This is a genomic window from Nocardioides houyundeii, from assembly GCF_002865585.1.
Lineage (GTDB): Bacteria > Actinomycetota > Actinomycetes > Propionibacteriales > Nocardioidaceae > Nocardioides > Nocardioides houyundeii.
Map to the genome: position 1 here is coordinate 1455304 of NZ_CP025581.1, position 18178 is coordinate 1473481.

An 18178-nucleotide genomic window follows, 5' to 3' on the forward strand; every position below is an offset into this window, starting at 1 on the left:
GGTTGTGGGGAACTGGCCCCGGGTCCGCGCTCCCCGGGCAGAATGTGGGCGTGAGGGACCTGCCGACGCTCCTCGACCGCGACGCGTCACCGAGGTTGCGTGCGCTGGGCGGGGCTCTGGTGCCCCTGGTGCTGGTGGTCGTCTCCGCACTCTGGGCACTGGCTGCCGTCCGGGCATACGTCCCGGACGGGCTCGGCTACGACGCTCACGCCTACTGGCAGGCGCTACGCGTCGACGAGCCGTACGGAGCGCCGCCGGGGGAGAGGGACGCCTACCTCTACTCGCCGTTCTTCCTCCAGCTCATCACGCCCATCGCATGGCTGCCCTGGGCTGTGTTCCTGACCCTGTGGACGGGCCTCGAGATCGGGTGCCTGGTGTGGCTCACCTGGTCGCTGCCGCTGAGGTGGCGGGTCTCGGTGCTGCTGTTGTGCGCACCGGAGATCCTGTTCGGCAACATCTACGGGCTGCTCGGGGTCATGGTCTGCCTGGGCTTCCGACGCCCGGGCTTCTGGGCCTTCGCCTTCCTGACCAAGGTCACCATCGGTCTCGTCGGCCTGGTGTGGTTCCTGGGGCGCCGGGAGTGGTCGTCGGCAGCGTGGGTGATCGGTTGGACCGTCCTGCTCGCCTGTCTCTCCGCGGCGCTGGAGCCGGAGCTCTGGGTGCAGTGGGTGGGGTTCCTGGTGGGCAACTCTGACTCCGGCAGCCAGGTCTGGCGGGTGGTGCGTCTGGCTGTCGGCCTGGCCGTGGTCTACCTGGGGGCGCGCCAGGACCGACGCTGGGTGCTGCCCGTGGGGCTGTTGCTCGCCGCACCCCACCTGGAGCTCAAGAACAAGGACCCTGCGGTGCTGGCTGCGACACCACGGCTCACACGCCGGGCCCGCGGGGCGGGGACTGACTGGGGCTGTCCCGGCTGGTTTCCGCACCATCGTCGTCAAGATTGCGTCAGCGGTGCGACAGGGTTCTGTGAGCCGCTCCCTGGGCGTGGTCCCGCCCTCCACGATGAGTTCATGACTGTCCGACTTGCACCTGCGGGCCTCCCACCTGTGCGCGGGGTGAACGAATTGCTTCGTCTCACCGGATGCGCCCTGGACCGGATCGTCGGTATCGCCCTCGACGACGACCGACGGTCAGCCTGCCGACAGGGCCGAGACCTGGCCCGGCGTCGCGCGGTGCGCGCTATTCAGGACTCGATACGCCATGCGGGCGCGCACCACGTTGCCGACAGCTCCAACCTGCGGCGGGTGATCGAGCGCCTGCAGTTCCTGGAGGAGCTCGTGTTGCTCAATGAGCTCCTGGACTCGTTGGCGGCCCTCGTGGCTCGCGACGCGGTCCGCGAACTGTCTGCTGCTGATCGTTGCGACCTGGAGCTCCTACGGCATACGGGTGGGCAGCGTCTGCGCTGCCTGGCGGACGGTGCGCTGGGCCCAGCGATGGACACGGACTACCGACAGTGCGGAGAGCACCTGTTGACCGTGGTCGAGGACCTCACCATGGGACGGGACCTCTCTGGCGCGGGGGCGGAGCTCCAGTTGCTCTGTTCCGAGGTGGCAGGAGCAGTTCTCGCTGTGAGCGCGGTGCAGCACGGATCTGGGAAGCCCCTGCTTCTTGACGCGATCCTGACGCCCAGGTGCGGCCTCCTCCGTCATGCTCGTGACAGCGTTGAAGTCATGGGAATTGTGCACAATGCCGTCTACAACGAGGACGGTCGCAAGCTGGAGCCCGAGACTCTCGAGGTGACCTACGAGCTCCTGCGCGATCGGCACGGGATGGGGTGGATCGGTCTGTAGCGCCCGTCGCGTCGCGAGATCGATTCCATCGCGGACGAGTTCTCGCTGCACCCCCTTGCCATCGAGGACACCGTCAGCGCACACCAGCGACCCGAGATGGAGCGGTACGGGGCGGTGCTGTTCACCGTGCTGCGTCCCGCCTCCAACGTGGCAGCTGAGGACCGGATCGAGCTGGGCGAGCTGCATGTGTTCACGGGTCCGGACTTCGTGGTCACCGTGCGGCACGCGGAGTCACCGGACATCGCGACGATCCGTCGCCGCATGGAGGCCGACCCCGACCTGCTGGCGCTGGGGCCGGAAGCAGTGCCGTACGCGATCCTCGACCAGGTCGTCGACGAGTACGAGCCTGTCGTCGACGGGCCCGAGGTCAGCATTGACGAGATCGAGTCGGCTGCCTTCGCCGAGGACAGCGGTGTGTCACGACGGATCTATGCCCTCTCGCGCGAGCTGGCAGGCTTCCAGCGGGCTACGCGACGCTTCTGGCCATGCTCGAGAGGCTGACCGACGGCTTCGAGAAGTACGACGTGGACGAAGAGCTGCGTCGTTCCCTGCGCAACGTCGAGGACCACACCATCCGCGTGATCGAGCGGGTCGAGGGCCTCCGCGTACTCCTGCAGAACATCCTGACCGTGAACGCGACCCTGGTCGGGCAACGGCAGAACGACGAGATTCAGCGGCTCACCGAGTTCAGCCTGTGTCAATCCGAAGAGGTGAAGCGGATCTCCTCGTGGGCGGCAATCCTCTTCGCGCCTTCGCTGGTCCCGACGGTCTACGGCATGACCTTCCAGGTGATGCCCGAGCTGGACTGGCGGCTCGGGTATCCCTTCGCCTTGTTGATGCACGACAGAGCCCGGCCCCGTGGGGGAGCCGGGCTCTGAGCCGTGCTGAGGACGGTGACGCCTGCGAGGAGCGAGGCTCCCCGATGGCGCTAGTGGGAGCGGAGCTCCTCGCCGTCGACCGGGTGGTGCCCGTCGAACTGGTGACCGTCGGCGGAGTGGTCGAGCCCAGACTGCAGCTCGTGCTCGTGGTCGGTGTCGTGATGACCCGCCTCGAGCTCCGCCCGGGTGGGCTTCTGCACGTTGTGGCTGAACCACCAGCGGGAGAGCTTGGCGCGCAGCCGGCTCGACCTGGTGCCGGAGGCAGGCACGCCGTTCTCGTCCACGTCGGCCTCGATGGCGTAGACCTCGTCCCGGTCACGCGCGGTGAGCGTGTAGGCCTCGTCCGCGCTGATCGGGAGGTGACGCTCGCTGTAGGCGCCCTCCGCAGACCGCATGATGATGCCGGTCTCGTAGCCGTGCAGGATCTTCTCGTTGTCGTGACGCTGCAACGAGATGCACCAGCGACGGGCGATCCAGAACGCGATCACCGGCCCGACGAACACAGCCACCCGCATGAAGTAGGTGATCTGGTTGATGCTGAGGTCGAGCTTGATGGCGATCAGGTCGTTGCCGCCCGCTGCCCACATCAGACCGTAGAAAGTCATCAGGGCGACCATCAGCGCGGTACGCGTGGGAGCGTTGCGCGGACGCTGCAGCAGGTGGTGCTCCCGCTTGTCCCCGGTGATCCAGGCCTCCAGGAACGGCAGGGCCAGAACCACGCCGAACAGGAGCAGCGGCAGCACCAGGATGGGCAGGAACACGCTCCAGGCGAGGGTGAAGCCACCGATGTGGGACTCCAGGCCCGGCATGATGCGCAGCGCCCCGTCCGGCCAGCCCATGTACCAGTCCGGCTGGGAACCGGCGGTGACCTTGGACGGGTCGTACGGCCCGTACTTCCAGACCGGGTTGATCGTCATCAGGCCACCCATCAGGGCGATGACACCGAAGACGATGAAGAAGAACCCGCCGGCCTTGGCGGCGTACACGGGGAGCATCGGGTAGCCGACGACGTTCTCCTCGGTGCGTCCGGGGCCGGGCCACTGCGTGTGCTTGTGGTACACGAGCAGCATCATGTGGGCGGCGATCAGGGCCAGGAGCAGCCCCGGGATCAGCAGCACGTGGATGATGTAGAGCCGCGGGATGATCGAGTCCCCGGGGAACTCGCCGCCGAAGAGGAAGAACGACATGTAGGTGCCGATGACCGGAGCGGACTTCATGAACCCGTCGGCGGCCCGCACGCCGGTGCCCGACAGCAGGTCGTCGGGGAGGGAGTAGCCGGTGAAGCCCTCGAGCGTGCCCAGCAGGAGCAGCAGCATGCCGATGACCCAGTTGAGCTCACGCGGCTTGCGGAACGCACCGGTGAAGTAGACGCGCATCAGGTGGATCATCATCGAGCCGATGAAGATCATTGCGGCCCAGTGGTGCATCTGCCGCATGAGCAGTCCACCGCGCACGTCGAACGAGATGTCCAGCGTGGAGGCCATGGCCTCGGACATGTAGATGCCGCGGAGCTGGTCGTAGGAGCCCTGGTACTGGATCTCCGACATGCTGGGGGTGAACCAGAGGGTCAGGAAGACCCCCGTGAGCAGCAGTACCACGAAGCTCCACAGGGCGATCTCGCCCAGCATGAAGGACCAGTGGTCGGGGAAGACCTTGCGAAGGTTCTTCTTCATCGCCCCGGCGATGCCGAGACGCTCGTCGGCCCAGGTGGCGACACCGCCCATCTTGGACGGCTTCTGTGCGACGGCGGCAGTGGTGCGGTTGCTCGCGGCCACCTTGCTGGTGTCGATGCTCACGAGTCACGCTCCCAGTAGCTAGCTCCGACAGGTTCAGTGAAGTCGCGCTGGGCGACGAGGTAGCCCTCGCTGTCCACGGCCAGCGGAAGCTGGGGGAGTGGACGGGCAGCAGGACCGAAGATCACGCGGGCGCTGTCAGCCATGTCGAACGTGGACTGGTGGCACGGGCAGAGCAGGTGGTGCGTGGTGCGCTCGTTCAGCGAGATTGGGCAGCCCACGTGCGTGCAGATCTTGGAGTAGGCCACGATGCCCTCGACGGACCAGTTCTCGCGACCGCGTCCCGGGATGATGTCGTCGGGCTCCATCCGGAGCATGATCACCGACGCCTTGGACTTGGCGACCTGCAGCTCCACGCCCTCGATGACGTGGTGACCCTGGGCGTCGACCTCGAAGATCGCCGCGGGCTGGCAGTTCACCAGGTCGCCGACCTCCAGGTCGGAGACCTTGATCGGGGTACCGACCACGTCGCGGACCACGCGCATGCCCTTCTTCCACAGCGTGTGCTCCAGGCCGCCGCCGTTCTCCGCATCGACCGTCTGCGACGGAGTGGGGCCGAGGTCGCGCAGCAGCACGACCGCGGGCAGGCCCAGGGCCGCGACGGCGCCCAGGAGGGAGTTGCGGACCAGGGGCCGGCGTCCGATGCCGGACTCGTCCACCCCGAGGTTGAGGGCGGCCACTGCGGCCTCCCGGTCCTCCTCGGTGGAGGCGGCCGGGTGGCGGTTCTCGACGATCTCCTGGTCGGCCATGAGCTTGCGAGCCCACTGGATGATGCCCACGCCGATCAGCAGCAGGGCGCCACCGAGGGTGACCCCCAGTGCGACCGTGGAGGCACCGAAGCCGAGGAAGGTGTCGAAGTTGTCACCGATCTGCAGCGAGAAGTACGCGACCACGAAGAGGATCGCGCAGACCACCGAGAGGCCGAAGAGCGTCGCGACCTGTCGCTCGGCCCGCTTGGCCTTGCGCTCGTCGACGTCGGTGGGACGCCACGTGTGCGGGTGCAGGCCCGGGTCCGCGATGGGGTCCGGCTGGACCTCAGCGGGCAGGTTGTCGTCGTTGTGGCTCACGCTTCCACCTTGTTCTTCTGCGAGCGGGTCGTGTGGGCTGCGATCCAGATCGCGAAGCCCACCAGGCTGCCCAGGCCGACGAGCCAGGCGAACAGGCCCTCGGACACGGGACCGAGCCCGCCGAGGCCGAAGCCGCCGTACTCGGGGTGTTCTCGATGGACTTGATGTAGGCGATGACGTCGCGCTTCTCCTCGGGCGAGAGGTTGCCGTTGGAGAAGACGTCCATGGCCTGCGGCCCGGTCAGCATCGCCTCGTAGATGTGCTTCTCGTCCACGCCCTTGAGGGAGGGGGCGTAGCCACCCCGGGGCATGGCTCCGCCGGAGCCGTTGTAGTTGTGGCAGGCGGTGCAGTTGGTAAGGAAGATCTGGCCGCCGCGGACGATGGCCTCCTCGCGCTCAGCCTCGCTCAGCCCGTCCAGGCTGTAGTCGGCGGCGTCGGGGATGGCCGGGCCGGGGCCCAGGTCCGCGATGAACGCGGCGAGGGCCTCGATCTCCTGGTCGTTGTAGACCCTGTCCTTGCGGGGAGCCTGCTGGGCGGGCCGGGCCATCGGCATCCGGCCGGTGCCGACCTGGAAGTCCACGGCGGCAGCACCGACACCGACGAGGGAGGGCCCGAACTGGTAGCCCGTGCGGTTGGTGGAGACGCCCTCGCCGTTCGTGCCGTGGCACGAGGAACAGCCCACCAGGAAGAGCTCACGACCCTGGTCGATCAACTCCTGGTCGGCCTTGGTCTCTTGGGCGGTCGCGGGCGCGAGCACGGCGTAGACACCGCCGGTCATCAGCAGCCCTAGGAGCATCACGACGAGTCCCGCGAGCGGTCCTCGACGATGACGCGAGAGCCGTCCGGCTGTTCGATTCAGGAAACGCAATTGACTAAATCCTCTTCAGATCCGGATCCGGGACTTACTGGATGAGGTAGATCGTGGCGAACAGGGCGATCCACACGACGTCGACGAAGTGCCAGTAGTAGGACACGACGATGGCGCTGACCGCCTGCTCGTGGGTGAAGCGTCGGGCGAGGTAGGTGCGGCCGAGGACGAGCAGGAAGGCGAACAGGCCGCCGGCGACGTGGAGCCCGTGGAAGCCCGTGGTCAGGTAGAACATCGTGCCGTAGGCAGAGTCCTGGATCGTCATCCCCTCGTGGATCAGCTCGGCGTACTCCAGTGCCTGTCCGCCGATGAAGATCGCACCCATGACGTAGGTCAGGATGAACCACTCGCGTAGGCCCCACGCCTTGACGGCGAGGAGGGACCCGGTGCGTCCCACCTGCCCGCGCTCGGCCGCGAACACGCCGAGCTGGCAGGCGAACGAGGACAGCACGAGGATGAGCGTGTTCCCGGTGGCGAAGGGGACGTTGAGCAGCTCCGTCTCCTGGGCCCACAGGTCCGGGCTCACGGCCCGGATGGTGAAGTAGGCCGCGAACAGTGCCGCGAAGAACATCAGCTCGCTTGCGAGCCAGATGATCGTGCCCACGCTGACCATGCTCGGTCGGTCGTGGTGCCCGTGAAGTCGAGATGCTGGAATCGTCGTTGCTGTCGCCACGAGAGCCATTATGGCTCTAGTCCACCGTGGAAGCACCCCGGCCCCCCGACAATGAACGTTCCGGCTCGTGCCCCCCGCGTCGGGTGAGGGCCGCACGGCTCTGGGCTACGGGGGGCATCTAGGCTGGATGAGTGCATCCGGTCCTTCTGCAGAGCGTTCCGCAGCTGCCCGAGTTCACTCTCGGACGCGTCTTCTCGGACTGGGGACTGGACCCGATCCCCTTCGTCCTGACGGTGTGGATCGCCGGCCTCTACCTGTGGGGGGTCTACGCGCTGCGTCGCCGCGGCGACTCCTGGCCGCTGGGTCGAACGCTCGCCTTCGTCGGTCTCGGCATGGGGTCGTTCCTCTTCGCCACCGCCTCGGGACTCGCCCGCTACGACACGACGCTGCTCTCGGCACACATGGTCCAGCACATGATCCTGTCGATGGTCGTCCCGCTCTCGCTGGCGCTGGGCGCCCCGGTCACCCTGGCCCTGCGCACCCTCCCCGCCTCGCTGCGTCGCCTGCTGCTGGCGGTCCTGCACTCGCGGGTGGCCAAGGTGCTCTCCTTTGCGCCCCTGGCCTTCGGGCTCTACGTGCTCTCGCCCTGGGCCCTGTACTTCACCGACTGGTACGACGCCAGCCTGCGGTCGGCGTACGTGCACGAGATGATGCACGTCCACCTGGTGCTGATCGGGGCGCTCTTCTTCTGGCCCTTGATGGGGGTCGACCCGGTCCCCGGACGGGTGTCCTGGCCCTTCAGGCTCCTCCTGACGGTGATGACGCTGCCGTTCCACGCGTTCCTGGGGGTCACGATCATGGGTCAGTCCACCTTGATCGCCGGGGACTGGTACCTGGCGCTCCGCGAGGGGCCGATGGGCTCCTGGCTGCCGGACGCGATGGAGGACCAGCACCGCGCTGGCGGGATCCTGTGGGCGACCGGAGACCTGATCGGCCTGGTGTTCTTCGGCGTCCTGTTCGCCCAGTGGGTCCGCTCCTCGATGCGCGAGGCGGTGCGCGAGGACCGAAGGCTGGACCGGATCGAGGCACGCGAACGGGTGGCGCAGCGGGACGGGTAGCATCGCGGACGTGACCGACACGACTGCTTCGAAGCCCGCTCCGCTGAAGGTGCTCGTCTACTCCGACGACATCGACACCCGCCAGCAGGTCATCCTCGCGCTCGGGCGTCGGCCGCACCCCGATCTCCCCGAGGTGGAGTACGTGGAGGTGGCCACCCTGCCCGTCGTGCTGCAGAACATGGATGCCGGCGGCATCGCCCTGGCCATCCTCGACGGCGAGGCAGTGCCCGCGGGAGGGATGGGGATCGCCAAGCAGCTCAAGGACGAGATCTTCGAGTGCCCCCCGGTGATGGTGCTGACCGGTCGTCCGCAGGACGCGTGGCTGGCGACGTGGTCGCGGGCTGAGGCCGCGGTGCCGCACCCGCTCGACCCGATCCAGCTGGCTGAGTCCGCGGTGACGCTGCTCAGGTCGCGCGTACCCGCCACGGCCTGACGGCGCCGATGAGTGCGACCACCTGGCCCGAGGTTCTATCCACGCTGGTCCAGGGCACGGACCTGAGCGCGGACCAGGCCGGGTGGGTCATGGCTCAGGTGCTGGCCGGTGATGCCAGCCCGGCCCAGATCGCCGGGTTCGCCGTCGCGCTGCGGTCCAAGGGCGAGACGGTGGAGGAGGTGCTCGGCCTCTCCGACGCCATGCTTGCGGCGGGCAACTCCCTGAGTGTGCCGGGTCGTCTCCTCGACATCGTGGGCACCGGCGGTGACCGCTCCATGTCGGTGAACATCTCCACCATGGCCGCGATCGTGGCCGCCGGGGCCGGGGCGAGGGTCGTGAAGCACGGCAGCAGGTCGGCCTCGTCGCAGTCCGGCTCCGCCGACGTGCTGGAGGCCCTGGGCATCCGGCTCGACCTGCCCGTGCCGAGGGTGGCCGCCCTCGCCCAGGAGGTGGGCATCACCTTCTGCTTCGCCGCGGCCTTCCACCCCGCGATGCGCCACGCCGCCGTGCCCCGGCGCGAGCTGGGGATCGCAACCACCTTCAACTTCCTCGGCCCGCTGTCGAACCCGGCACGGCCGCACGCCCAGGCGATCGGCTGTGCCGACCTCCGGATGGCACCGGTGATGGCGGAGGTGTTCGCGCGGCGCGGAGTCGACGCGTGGGTCTTCCGCGGCGACGACGGCCTGGACGAGCTGACGGTGACGGGCACGTCGTCGGTGTGGAGCGTCAACGACGGCCACGTGGAGCAGTGGAGCGTCGGACCCGAGGACGTGGGGCTCGCGGTCAACCCCGTGGAGGCGCTGCGGGGCGGAGACGTGGCCTACAACGCCGAGGTCGTGCGGCGCACCCTCGCCGGCGAGCCGGGTGCGGTGCGGGACGCTGTGCTGCTGAACGCGGGAGCGGCCCTGGCCGTGTACGACGCGACCGGGTCGGACCGCCTGGACCAGCTGGCTGCGGGCGTGGCGAAGGCCGGCGAGGCGATCGACTCGGGCAGCGCGCAGGCGACCCTGGAGCGCTGGGTCGCTGCCTCAGCCGGCTGAGGGGTCCAGCCAGTCCGGCGGGGCCTCCAGGTAGGACATCCGCTCGTCCTGCTCGATGACTCGCCAGCCCTTGTCGTTGGTCAGCGCGTAGGTGAGGACGCCATCGGTGTAGAGCAGCGCGTGAGTCACTCCGAGCTCCCGCAGGCTCTCGTCCCACCCAGGGGCGAGCTTCAGCAGGTCGACGTTCCGTTCCAGCTCGTCATCGGTGAACATGTCGCCGTAGCCGTGCATCACCACCTGCAGGTCCGGATAGCGCCACACGTCGTGACCGCCCTCATCCCACTCGTTGAGGAGTCCCGTGCCGGGCGGGAGCGCCCTCAGGAGCTGGTCCTGGGCGCGCGGCACCTCCACGGGCTGGTCGCTGGTGAATGGGACCGCGAGCGCGAGCCCCGCGAGCGCGGCGACGAAGCCCCCTGCCGCCACGCCCACCTCGAGCCGGCCGACGCTGGGGCGGTCGGGGAGCACCCGCTGCATCCGCTGGGCCAGCAGCGGGACGAGCATGGCCGCACCCAGCGGCACCGTCCTCTGGGAGTAGACGAGCCACCCGGCGGCCACCACGCCCAACCCCAGCTCGGTCCACGGCACGCTACCGGCGCGCAGCGCCAGCACCAGCCACAGCAGCAGGACCGAGGCGGTCAGCGCGGGCGCGACCTCGGTGAAGTCGGTCGGTGCCCACTCGGCGAAGTACTCGGAGATGTTGCCGACCCGGAGCACGCCTCCGTACAGCGCCGGTCCGACGGGCGTCAGCCCTGCCGCGAGCAGTGACAGCACGGGCACCAGCAGCGCCTTGCGACGCGAGGTCCGCCGGGTGCTGGCCTGCGGTGCGCGGTCCAGGGCCAGGCCCAGCAGGCACAGCACCCCCAGCGCCGGCCCCACGGGCCACATGCCGTGGACCATGGCCCACAGCCAGGTCAGGGGGACCAGCCACCAGGGCGCTGCGCCGGTCTCGCGGTAGCGCAGCCAGGCGCCCACCGTCAGCACGACGAACAGGTAGCTGGCGACCTGGGGTCGTGAGGAGAGGAACGGTGCGGTGCTGCCGACGGTGAGTGGTGTGATGAGGGAGGCGACCAGCAGTGAGCTGTGGGCACGGGCGACCAGGAACACGGTGAGGGCGAATGCCAGGATCAGTGCGCCGGCGAGCCACGCGACACCGGAGAGGCCGAACCACTGCTCGAAGGCCGCGTAGCCGACCTGGCCGAGCCACTGCGTCGGGACCCAGTCCGCGGTGGAGAACTGGGAGAGGGTCCCGGGGGACCGGGCGGACCAGCCGTCCAGGAACTCGCGTCCCATGCGGAGGTGGAAGTACGTGTCGGTGTTGGTGACCGGAGCCGACACCTGTCGCACGATGGCGACGAACGTGCCGAGCACGATCAGCAGAGAGATCGCCGTCAGCACGGGGGATCGTCGTGCTGCCGCGCGGTCGTTGCTCACGGCGCACACTTTTCCACGGTCCACCGGGTCCTCGAGGTGATTCCGCAACGCTGTCGCGGAATCGGTCAGGATCGGCCGGGCGTCAGTCCAGCCCCAGGGAGAAGGCCGCCTCCAGGTCGTGCCGCGAGTAGGCCCGGAAGGCGATGTGGGTCTCGGTCTCCAGGACTCCGGGGACCTTGTTGAGCTGGTCGGCGATGACACTGGCGATGTCCTCGTGCCTGCTCACCCGGACCAGGGCGATGAGGTCGATCTGCCCCGTGACGGAGTAGACCTCGCTGACGCCCTCCAGCGCGGCGATGGACTCCGCGACCTCGGGGATACGAGCCACATCGGCCTTGACGAAGACGATGGCAGTGATCATGGTCGGCACACTATCGAGCCGGCTGGTGGATGGGCGAGGGCAGACGCTGCTCGTCGAAGGGCACCAGGCTGAGCCGGGACTGGCTGACCGCGTCGTACAGGGCCAGGTGGCGGCCGGCGCCGGCAACCGGACAGACCCAGTGACCCACGACGTCGATCAGCCGGATCCCGGGGGCCTCCAGCCACCGCAGGACCTTCTCGCTCTCCTCCGCCGTGGCGGCGGGCACGGGGCCCGGGGCGGGGAGCACCGTCTCGGCCGTCGCGCGCAGCTCCGCGACGAACTGGTGGGCATCGGCACCCGCGGGGATCACCCCGGCTGCGGCGAGGCGACCGAACCGGACCACGTGGACTGCCCAGCGGCCGTCGTCCTCGCGGCGTCCGGCGACCACCTCAGGGCAGCCGCTGAGGGCGGACAGGCGCTGGGTGCGGGCGGCGGCGCGGACGAACGCCGAGAGCCGGTCACGATGGGCGCCTGCCTCCTCGAACCGCTCCTCCGCCGCCAGCGCCGACATCCGGCGGTTCACGGCGTCCACCACCTCGTCGGGGCGCCGTCGCAGGGCGTCCCCGAGTCGGGCGACCATCTCGGCGTACGTGGAGGAGTCGGTGGATCCGTCACAGGGGGAGAGGCAGCGACCCATCTCAGCCAGGACGCAGGGCGACCGGGACGGCGTCGCGGGCAGCCGGCCGGAGCACTGACGCACCGGGAAGGTGTCGTGCAGTGCCGCGAGGCACTTCTCCGCGACACGTCTGGAGCCGAAGGGGCCGAGGTACTCGGCGTCGTCGTCCAGGACCCGCCGGACCAGGGAGAGCCTGGGCCACACCTCGCGAGTGAGCTTGATGAAGTGCACCTTCTCGGGAAACCGGCTGCGCCGGTTGTAGCGGGGCTTGTGCTCGGCGATCAGCCGGAGCTCCCGCACCTCGGCCTCCAGGGAGGTGGCGCACTCGATGCCCGTGACCGAGGCGGCCAGGCCCACCATCTCACCCATCCTGGATCGGGTCTCGGAGGCGGTGAAGTAGGTCCGGACCCGGGTCCGCAGGTCTCGGGAGGTGCCTATGTAGAGGACGCGGGACCGGTCGTCCTGGAACAGGTAGACACCGGGCGCGTGCGGCAGCGACTCCGCGAGGTGTCGTTTGCGGCGTTGGGCACTGGTCACCTTGGAGCTGAACGTCTGGAGCTCCTCGAGGGTGTGCACCCCCAGGCCGCCGAGACGCTCGACGAGGCCGTGCAGGACGTCCACCGTGGCTCGGGCGTCCGACAGGGCCCGGTGGTTGGGCGTGGTGGTGGAGCCGAAGAGGGTGGCGAGGCTGGACAGCTTGCAGTTGGGCGTCTCGTCCCGGGTGACCACCCGGCGGGCGAGCTTGGCGGTGTCGACGACCTCGAACCGCGGCCAGGGCCGCCCCTGCTGCTTGGCGAAGTGCTGGAGGAAACCGACGTCGAACGGCGCGTTGTGGGCGACCAGCACGCTGCCTGCAGCGAACTCCAGGAACGCGGGCAGTGCCGACTCGATCGACGGGGAGTCGGCGACCATCGAGTTGGTGATGCCGGTGAGGACGGCGATGAACGCGGGTATCTCGGCGCGCGGGTTGACCAGCGTCTGGAACTCGCCGAGGACCTCGCCGCCCCTGACCTTCACGGCTCCGATCTCGGTGATCATCGAGCCGCCTGCTGCCGAGCCACCTGTGGTCTCGAGGTCGACGACGGTGAACGTGAGGTCGCGCAGTGGGCGCCCCAGCTCGTCGAAGCTGCGCTGGGACTCCCACCGGGTCGACGCGGTCTGCTGGGCGGTGCTCATGTCCGGTGACGTTAGACGCGAGCACCGACAGTCATCACGCGCCCGCGCGCACTAGGGTTGGTCCGCCCAGGTCCGATCCCATGCCAGGAGCGCGCGGTGAACCTTGAGCTGCCCGGCCCCACCACCCGGTTGCGCTGTGGCGCGTGCGGCAACCTGACCCGCTTCGACGTCACCCGCACCCGACGCACCACCGAGTTCTGGCACTTCGACCTCGCGGGCGAGCACGTCGTGGAGGAGTCCGAGCTCAGGGCCGAGGACGTCGAGAGCATCACCTGCCGGTGGTGCGGCCGTAGGGACGCCGTCGAGCTGGTGGACCGCAACGTGGTGGCGACCGGTGTCCAGGACCGACAGAGCGGGGGCTGATCGTCCCGGTCGGGACGCGCCGACACGCCGTCTGGCCCTGCGCGCGGCGGGACTGTCGGCGCTCGCTGCTTGAGTCGCTGACATGACGACGAGAATCGACTGTGACACCTGTGTGGTGCGGGGCCTGGCGTGCCACGACTGTGTGGTGACCGTGCTGCTGGGACCACCCCCCGAGCTCACGCTGGAGGACGATGCGCGCGACGCCCTGGACGTCCTGGCGGCCGGCGGACTCGTGCCGCCGCTGCGGATGGTGCATCCCGTCCCGGGGGGTCCGATCATCGAGTCCGCCTGAATTCACACCTTTCTCGGGCGCAAGTTGTCCTGGTCCCGTCCAGCCCACTAGCCTGACCCCAGACTCGCGTGGAAGTGGATCGTCGATTCGCGCGTGGGTCGCGTTGAGTCCCGTCAGCGCCTCCGGGTGTGCGGGAGCCGGGGAACCACAACTCTGGGGTGAATCGTCGACAAGGCGGGCTGCTGGCCCGAGGAGTCGGGGTAGGGCATGTCGTGCCCGAATCCGTCAGCTCACCCGGTAGACGTACGACAAGTAGGGAGACTGCCCGCTCGTGACTCGCGACCGGAAGCGAATCGGCAGGACGACCATCGCGTGCGTGGCCCTCGTCTCGACAGGTTTCGTCGTGGCGAGCCCCGTCCAGGCAGAGCCCGACATCAGCGACGTGCGCGGCCGTGTCGACCGCCTGTACCACCAGGCCGAGCAGGCGCAGGAGCGCTACAACGACGCCCGGCTCGAGCTCGAGGCACTGAGCGACCAGCTCGGCTCCCTCAAGGCTGACGAGAAGCGGCAGAACTCCCGCCTCGCGGTCGTGCGTGAGCAGGTCCAGGAGTCGATCGTCCGCCAGTACCAGGGCGAGAGCGTCTCCACCGTCGGCCAGGTCGTCGTCTCGGAGGACCCGGGTGCGTTCCTGGGCCAGCTGTCCACCATGTCGGCGTTCAACGACCTGCAGAACGACCTCTTCGACTCCTTCTCGACCGAGGTCGACGCGCTGGACATCCGCCAGGACGCGACGGCCGAGCGCAAGACCGAGATCGCGGAGACCACCAAGGCGCTCGCGGAGGAGAAGGCCGAGGTCGAGGCCAAGCTGTCCGAGGCCAAGAGCCTGCTCGGCAAGCTCGAGGACAAGGAGCGCGAGCGACTCCTGTCCGCATCCCGGGGGGACTTCACCCGGCTGCCCGAGAGCGTCCCCGCTTCAGGTCGTGCCGCCGCTGCGGTCAAGGCGGCCATGGCTCAGGTCGGAGACGCCTACGTGTACGGCGCAGTCGGCCCCAACGCCTACGACTGCTCGGGTCTGACCATGATGGCGTGGGGCCAGGCCGGAGTAGGCCTCCCGCACTCCTCCAGCGCCCAGTTCGGCTCGGGCGCCCGCGTCTCCCAGAACGACCTGCAGCCCGGGGACCTGGTCTTCTACTACTCACCCATCAGCCACGTGGGCATGTACATCGGCAACGGCATGATCGTGCACGCGGCCAACCCGTCGAGCGGCGTCCGCGTGGCAGGGGTCTTCTCGATGCCCTACGTCGGTGCCGTCCGTCCTGGCTGACCTCACCCCGAAGCGTCGCCTGGGGTCCGGGCGGCAGATGATCCTGCTCCTGGTGTTCCTGCTGGTCCTGGGCGGAGCGGTCCGCTGGACCGTGCAGGCACGCGTCCCGACACCGCCGCACGCCGGACCGGATCGGATCGTGGTCGCGTCCGCCTCGCCTGCGGCCCTCGCGAGTCTCCTCCACGCCTTCCGCGCCGCCGTCGTGAACCGGGACGAGGCGGCCGCGACTGGTCTGGGTGCAGATGCCGGCGCGCGCCAGCAGCTGCGCCACGTCGTGCGCAACGCGCGCGCACTCGGGATCGGTGGGTTCGAGGTGCGCTACCTGCGCCAGGACGGGGAGGCAGCGCCCGGCGGAGCGCGCACGGTGGTGGCCGAGGTGAGGTGGCAGCTCGCCGGCTACGACCCCGCCCCCTCCGTCTCGAAGGTCTCGGTGCGGCTAGTCCCGGAAGGGGCCGGATCGCGATCGCAGGCATCGACGCCTCCGGCGGCGCCCCTGCCCCGCTGTGGCTCACCTCCCGCCTGCACGTCGAGCGCTCCGCCAGAGTGCTGGTGCTGGCCCAGGACTCGCCACGGGCCGCACGCCGCGAGGCTGTCCTGGCACGGCGTGCCCTGGCCCAGCTGGAGGCGGTGCTCCCGCAGTGGCGGGGGAAAGCCGTGGTCGAGGTGCCCGCCACGGGGCGCGGCCTCGCTGCCGCTCTCGGGGCCCAGGAACCCGTCCCGGAGGGCACGGCCGGCGTCGTGTCGCCGGCGGGGGAGGGGCGCGGCCCCCGGACGCCGGTCCACATCTTCATCAACGGTGCCGCGGCCGGGAGCCGTCCTCACCACCTTCCCAGCGCCCAGCTCGTGCTGACGCACGAGCTGGTGCACCTGGCCACCAGAGCTGGGGACGAGCACCTCCCGTACTGGCTGCTCGAGGGGTTCGCCGAGCACGTCGCACTTCGTGGAGTGCAGCCCGGCCCAGGTACGGCGGGGCGGATCGCCGGCGCGGTCCGTGCGGGTGGGGTGCCTGCCGGTCTGCCGGCTGCTGCGGACTTCGCGCCCGGGGCCCCCGGCGTCCAAGCGGCCTACCAGGCCGCCTGGCTGGCGTGCCGGGCCCTGGAACGACGCCTGGGGAGCGCCGGACTGGTCTCCCTGCACCAGCAGGTCCGCTCCGGGCGCAGCGTGGCCGACGCCCTGCGCCGGGCCGGATGGTCCCAGGAGGGACTGGTCCGGGCCTGGCAGGCGGAGCTCCGGGCGCTCGTCGGCTGACGCCCGGGCACCGGTGATGGTGCTGGCTGGGAGCGCGGTGAGAAGGTGGTCCTCGTGACCCCGCCCCGACTCACGAGCCGCGTCGTGGGGTGGCTGGTCGCCGCCACCGCCGGGGCCTGCTTCCTGGTCCTCGCCGCGGTGCTGGTCCCGTGGCACCCCGTGCCCGACGGCCTGGCTGCGGTGCCCGCGGACAGTCTCTTCACGAGAGCACAGATCAGCCGAGCCGAGTCCTACGCAGGCCAGGCCCGCCTGCTGAGCTGGAGCTCGCTGGGCCTCTCGCTGATCGTCGTCGTCGCACTGGCGGCATCCGGCCTGGGCTCCGCGATGATGCGCCGGCTACCTGGGTCTTGGTGGGTGCGTACCGTCCTCGGGGTGGCGCTGACGCTGCTCGGCGTACGCCTGGTGACGCTCCCGTTCGCGCTCCTGCTGCTGCGGCTCCGGCGGGATTACGGGCTGACGACGCAGCGCGTGCCGGCGTTTCTCCTCGACCTGACCGTCTCGCAGCTGGTCGAGACCGTGGGGACGGCGCTGGTCGTCCTCCTCGTCGTGGGCTGCGCCCGACGGTGGCGGACCTGGTGGCCGTTGATCTGCGCGACCGTGCTGGGAGCACTCGTCGTCCTGGTCTCGTTCGTCTACCCGGTGCTGGTGGAGCCCCTGTCCAACGACTTCACCACGCTGGGGCCGCGCCAGCTGCGGGAGGAGGTCACCGAGCTCGCGGACGAGATGGACGTGCAGCTGGACGACGTGGTGGTCGTGGACGCCTCGCGTCGCACCACGACGCTGAACGCGTGGGTCTCTGGACTGGGCAGCACCCGGCGCGTGGTGCTCTACGACAACCTGGTCACCGAGGTGCCTGGGCAGCAGGTGCGGTCGGTGGTCGCGCACGAGCTGGCGCACGCCCGGCACCAGGACGTGCTGACCGGCACGGTACTGGGCGCGCTGGGAGCCATGGCGGCGGTGGGTCTGCTCGGCGCCTCGTGCACCCGGTCGGATGGCCGGCGACGGGTCGCGGCAGCAGCGACGGTGCCGGTGCTGCTGGCACTGCTCGCGGTCGGCGCACAGGTGGTGGCGCCGGTGGAGAACGGCATCAGTCGGCGCCTGGAGCTGCGAGCAGACGCGGATGCGCTGGCCGCGACCGGGGATCCCGAGGCGTTCGTGGCGGTGCAGCGGGCTCTGGCGCTCAGGTCCCTCGCGGATCCGACGCCGCCGAGATGGTCGTCGTGGTGGTGGGGGAGCCACCCCGGGGTGCTGGAGCGCGTGGCGCTCGCTCGGCGGTGACCTCGGTCCCCGGGAGACGGGCAGCCGCGCGGAGGCGGTCAGCAGCTGCCGGTGTGGGTGCTGGCGTTCATGGTCTCGCAGGAGCCCCCGAACAGGTCGGCCACGGCTCCACCGAACATGAAGACCGAGAGCACGATCAGGGCGGCGATGCCGGCGATGAGGAGTCCGTACTCGACGCTCGAGGCGCCCTGCTCCGACGTGCGGCGACGACCCCGGTCACGTGCGGTGTAGTAGGTGCGCATGCGTTCTCCTCGGGTTGGGAAAAGTGAGATGGCGCGGTTCCGAGACTCTCGGAACCGCGCCGCGTCACGCACGACGAGCGGTCAGTTAGCCTGGCCCGAGCTGATCGCCGAGCTGGTGTTGCCGAAGATGCCGGAGACGAGGCCACCGAAGGCGAACACGACGACGACGATGAGGGCGGCGATGCCGGCCACGAGGAGGCCGTACTCGACGGCGGAGGCGCCGCGCTCGTCCATCTTGGACTTCTTGGCGTCGAGGAGGATGGTGAGGTACTGAAGCATTGGGGTGGTCCTTCCGGTGAATGCTTGGGAT

The 18178-nt window shown here is 69.6% G+C and carries 20 protein-coding genes and 1 riboswitch; of the genes, 11 read left to right on the forward strand and 9 right to left on the reverse strand.

The window, feature by feature from the left end:
• The first annotated feature begins 50 nt into the window (after positions 1-50).
• Genes C0R66_RS19365 through C0R66_RS19920 form a run of 3 tightly spaced genes read left to right on the forward strand, consistent with a single transcriptional unit; the run spans position 51 to position 2665 of the window.
• A complete protein-coding gene (locus C0R66_RS19365) occupies positions 51-1787 on the forward strand; it encodes a glycosyltransferase family 87 protein (protein WP_241901609.1) in 1737 nt (578 codons plus the stop codon).
• A gap of 60 nt (positions 1788-1847) precedes the next feature.
• Positions 1848-2288: a CorA family divalent cation transporter gene (locus C0R66_RS19915; RefSeq protein ID WP_277869181.1), complete on the forward strand. Its 441-nt coding sequence runs from the start codon at positions 1848-1850 to the stop codon at positions 2286-2288.
• Positions 2273-2665, forward strand: a complete 393-nt coding sequence (locus tag C0R66_RS19920; RefSeq protein ID WP_277869172.1) for a CorA family divalent cation transporter — start codon at positions 2273-2275, stop codon at positions 2663-2665. Before C0R66_RS19915 ends, C0R66_RS19920 begins: the two co-directional genes overlap by 16 nt.
• A gap of 50 nt (positions 2666-2715) precedes the next feature.
• Here the strand turns inward: C0R66_RS19920 and qcrB are convergent, their stop codons facing one another.
• From qcrB to ctaE, 4 genes are all read right to left on the reverse strand, one after another.
• Positions 2716-4461: a cytochrome bc1 complex cytochrome b subunit gene (gene qcrB / locus C0R66_RS07090; protein ID WP_240311612.1), complete on the reverse strand. Its 1746-nt coding sequence runs from the start codon at positions 4459-4461 to the stop codon at positions 2716-2718.
• Positions 4458-5525 carry a cytochrome bc1 complex Rieske iron-sulfur subunit gene (gene qcrA, locus C0R66_RS07095; protein WP_101524111.1) on the reverse strand — a complete coding sequence of 356 codons (1068 nt, stop codon included), beginning with the start codon at positions 5523-5525 and terminating at the stop codon, positions 4458-4460. Before qcrA ends, qcrB begins: the two co-directional genes overlap by 4 nt.
• The gene (qcrC, locus tag C0R66_RS07100; RefSeq protein ID WP_479684921.1) at positions 5494-6321 is read right to left on the reverse strand and encodes a cytochrome bc1 complex diheme cytochrome c subunit; all 828 of its coding nucleotides are present in this window, start codon (positions 6319-6321) and stop codon (positions 5494-5496) included. Before qcrC ends, qcrA begins: the two co-directional genes overlap by 32 nt.
• A 106-nt stretch (positions 6322-6427) precedes the next feature.
• Entirely contained in the window at positions 6428-7075 is a 648-nt protein-coding gene (gene ctaE / locus C0R66_RS07105; RefSeq protein ID WP_101524112.1) for an aa3-type cytochrome oxidase subunit III, read from the reverse strand.
• A gap of 122 nt (positions 7076-7197) precedes the next feature.
• Between ctaE and C0R66_RS07110 the strand changes: the two genes are divergently transcribed.
• Genes C0R66_RS07110 through trpD form a run of 3 tightly spaced genes read left to right on the forward strand, consistent with a single transcriptional unit; the run spans position 7198 to position 9597 of the window.
• On the forward strand, positions 7198-8124 hold the full coding sequence (locus C0R66_RS07110; RefSeq protein WP_101524113.1) for a cytochrome c oxidase assembly protein: 927 nt from the start codon (positions 7198-7200) through the stop codon (positions 8122-8124).
• 10 nt (positions 8125-8134) lie between these two features.
• Entirely contained in the window at positions 8135-8557 is a 423-nt protein-coding gene (locus C0R66_RS07115) for an Rv3143 family two-component system response regulator (RefSeq protein WP_101524114.1), read from the forward strand.
• 8 nt (positions 8558-8565) lie between these two features.
• On the forward strand, positions 8566-9597 hold the full coding sequence (gene trpD / locus C0R66_RS07120) for an anthranilate phosphoribosyltransferase (RefSeq protein WP_101524115.1): 1032 nt from the start codon (positions 8566-8568) through the stop codon (positions 9595-9597).
• Here the strand turns inward: trpD and C0R66_RS07125 are convergent.
• The 3 genes from C0R66_RS07125 to C0R66_RS07135 form a co-directional block, all read right to left on the reverse strand.
• Positions 9586-11028: a hypothetical protein gene (locus tag C0R66_RS07125; RefSeq protein ID WP_158647933.1), complete on the reverse strand. Its 1443-nt coding sequence runs from the start codon at positions 11026-11028 to the stop codon at positions 9586-9588. The two genes, trpD and C0R66_RS07125, sit on opposite strands and share 12 nt — an antisense overlap.
• Positions 11029-11110: 82 nt before the next feature.
• Positions 11111-11389, reverse strand: coding sequence for an Lrp/AsnC family transcriptional regulator (locus C0R66_RS07130; RefSeq protein WP_101526098.1), 279 nt, complete (start codon positions 11387-11389; stop codon positions 11111-11113).
• Between the two features lie 10 nt (positions 11390-11399).
• Positions 11400-13181, reverse strand: a complete 1782-nt coding sequence (locus C0R66_RS07135; RefSeq protein ID WP_101524117.1) for a DEDD exonuclease domain-containing protein — start codon at positions 13179-13181, stop codon at positions 11400-11402.
• 96 nt (positions 13182-13277) lie between these two features.
• Between C0R66_RS07135 and C0R66_RS07140 the strand changes: the two genes are divergently transcribed.
• The 5 genes from C0R66_RS07140 (at position 13278) to C0R66_RS07160 (ending at position 17626) form a co-directional block, all read left to right on the forward strand.
• Positions 13278-13544, forward strand: a complete 267-nt coding sequence (locus C0R66_RS07140) for a hypothetical protein (protein WP_101524118.1) — start codon at positions 13278-13280, stop codon at positions 13542-13544.
• An 82-nt stretch (positions 13545-13626) separates the two neighbouring features.
• Positions 13627-13836 carry a hypothetical protein gene (locus C0R66_RS07145; protein ID WP_101524119.1) on the forward strand — a complete coding sequence of 70 codons (210 nt, stop codon included), beginning with the start codon at positions 13627-13629 and terminating at the stop codon, positions 13834-13836.
• Between the two features lie 101 nt (positions 13837-13937).
• Positions 13938-14096, forward strand: a riboswitch (cyclic di-AMP (ydaO/yuaA leader).
• 83 nt (positions 14097-14179) lie between these two features.
• The gene (locus C0R66_RS07150) at positions 14180-15100 is read left to right on the forward strand and encodes a C40 family peptidase (protein ID WP_241901610.1); all 921 of its coding nucleotides are present in this window, start codon (positions 14180-14182) and stop codon (positions 15098-15100) included.
• Between the two features lie 549 nt (positions 15101-15649).
• Positions 15650-16348, forward strand: coding sequence for a hypothetical protein (locus tag C0R66_RS07155; protein ID WP_158647934.1), 699 nt, complete (start codon positions 15650-15652; stop codon positions 16346-16348).
• A 54-nt stretch (positions 16349-16402) separates the two neighbouring features.
• Positions 16403-17626, forward strand: coding sequence for a M48 family metalloprotease (locus C0R66_RS07160; RefSeq protein ID WP_241901611.1), 1224 nt, complete (start codon positions 16403-16405; stop codon positions 17624-17626).
• 38 nt (positions 17627-17664) lie between these two features.
• Here the strand turns inward: C0R66_RS07160 and C0R66_RS07165 are convergent, their stop codons facing one another.
• Both C0R66_RS07165 and C0R66_RS07170 read right to left on the reverse strand, forming a co-directional pair.
• Entirely contained in the window at positions 17665-17868 is a 204-nt protein-coding gene (locus C0R66_RS07165) for a Flp family type IVb pilin (RefSeq protein ID WP_101524123.1), read from the reverse strand.
• A gap of 81 nt (positions 17869-17949) precedes the next feature.
• Complete coding sequence (locus tag C0R66_RS07170; protein ID WP_101524124.1) at positions 17950-18147, reverse strand: Flp family type IVb pilin; 198 nt, start codon at positions 18145-18147, stop codon at positions 17950-17952.
• Positions 18148-18178: the final 31 nt, after the last annotated feature.

What these genes read in the sequence shown, in the direction of transcription:
- C0R66_RS19920 (WP_277869172.1), top strand. Translation starts at nt 2,273, where the DNA reads ATGCTCGAGAGGCTGACCGACGGCTTCGAGAAGTACGACGTGGACGAA.
- qcrC (WP_479684921.1), bottom strand. Translation starts at nt 6,321, where the DNA reads ATGCTCCTAGGGCTGCTGATGACCGGCGGTGTCTACGCCGTGCTCGCG.
- ctaE (WP_101524112.1), bottom strand. Translation starts at nt 7,075, where the DNA reads ATGGCTCTCGTGGCGACAGCAACGACGATTCCAGCATCTCGACTTCAC.
- trpD (WP_101524115.1), top strand. Translation starts at nt 8,566, where the DNA reads ATGAGTGCGACCACCTGGCCCGAGGTTCTATCCACGCTGGTCCAGGGC.
- C0R66_RS07130 (WP_101526098.1), bottom strand. Translation starts at nt 11,389, where the DNA reads ATGATCACTGCCATCGTCTTCGTCAAGGCCGATGTGGCTCGTATCCCC.
- C0R66_RS07135 (WP_101524117.1), bottom strand. Translation starts at nt 13,181, where the DNA reads ATGAGCACCGCCCAGCAGACCGCGTCGACCCGGTGGGAGTCCCAGCGC.
- C0R66_RS07145 (WP_101524119.1), top strand. Translation starts at nt 13,627, where the DNA reads ATGACGACGAGAATCGACTGTGACACCTGTGTGGTGCGGGGCCTGGCG.
- C0R66_RS07165 (WP_101524123.1), bottom strand. Translation starts at nt 17,868, where the DNA reads ATGCGCACCTACTACACCGCACGTGACCGGGGTCGTCGCCGCACGTCG.
- C0R66_RS07170 (WP_101524124.1), bottom strand. Translation starts at nt 18,147, where the DNA reads ATGCTTCAGTACCTCACCATCCTCCTCGACGCCAAGAAGTCCAAGATG.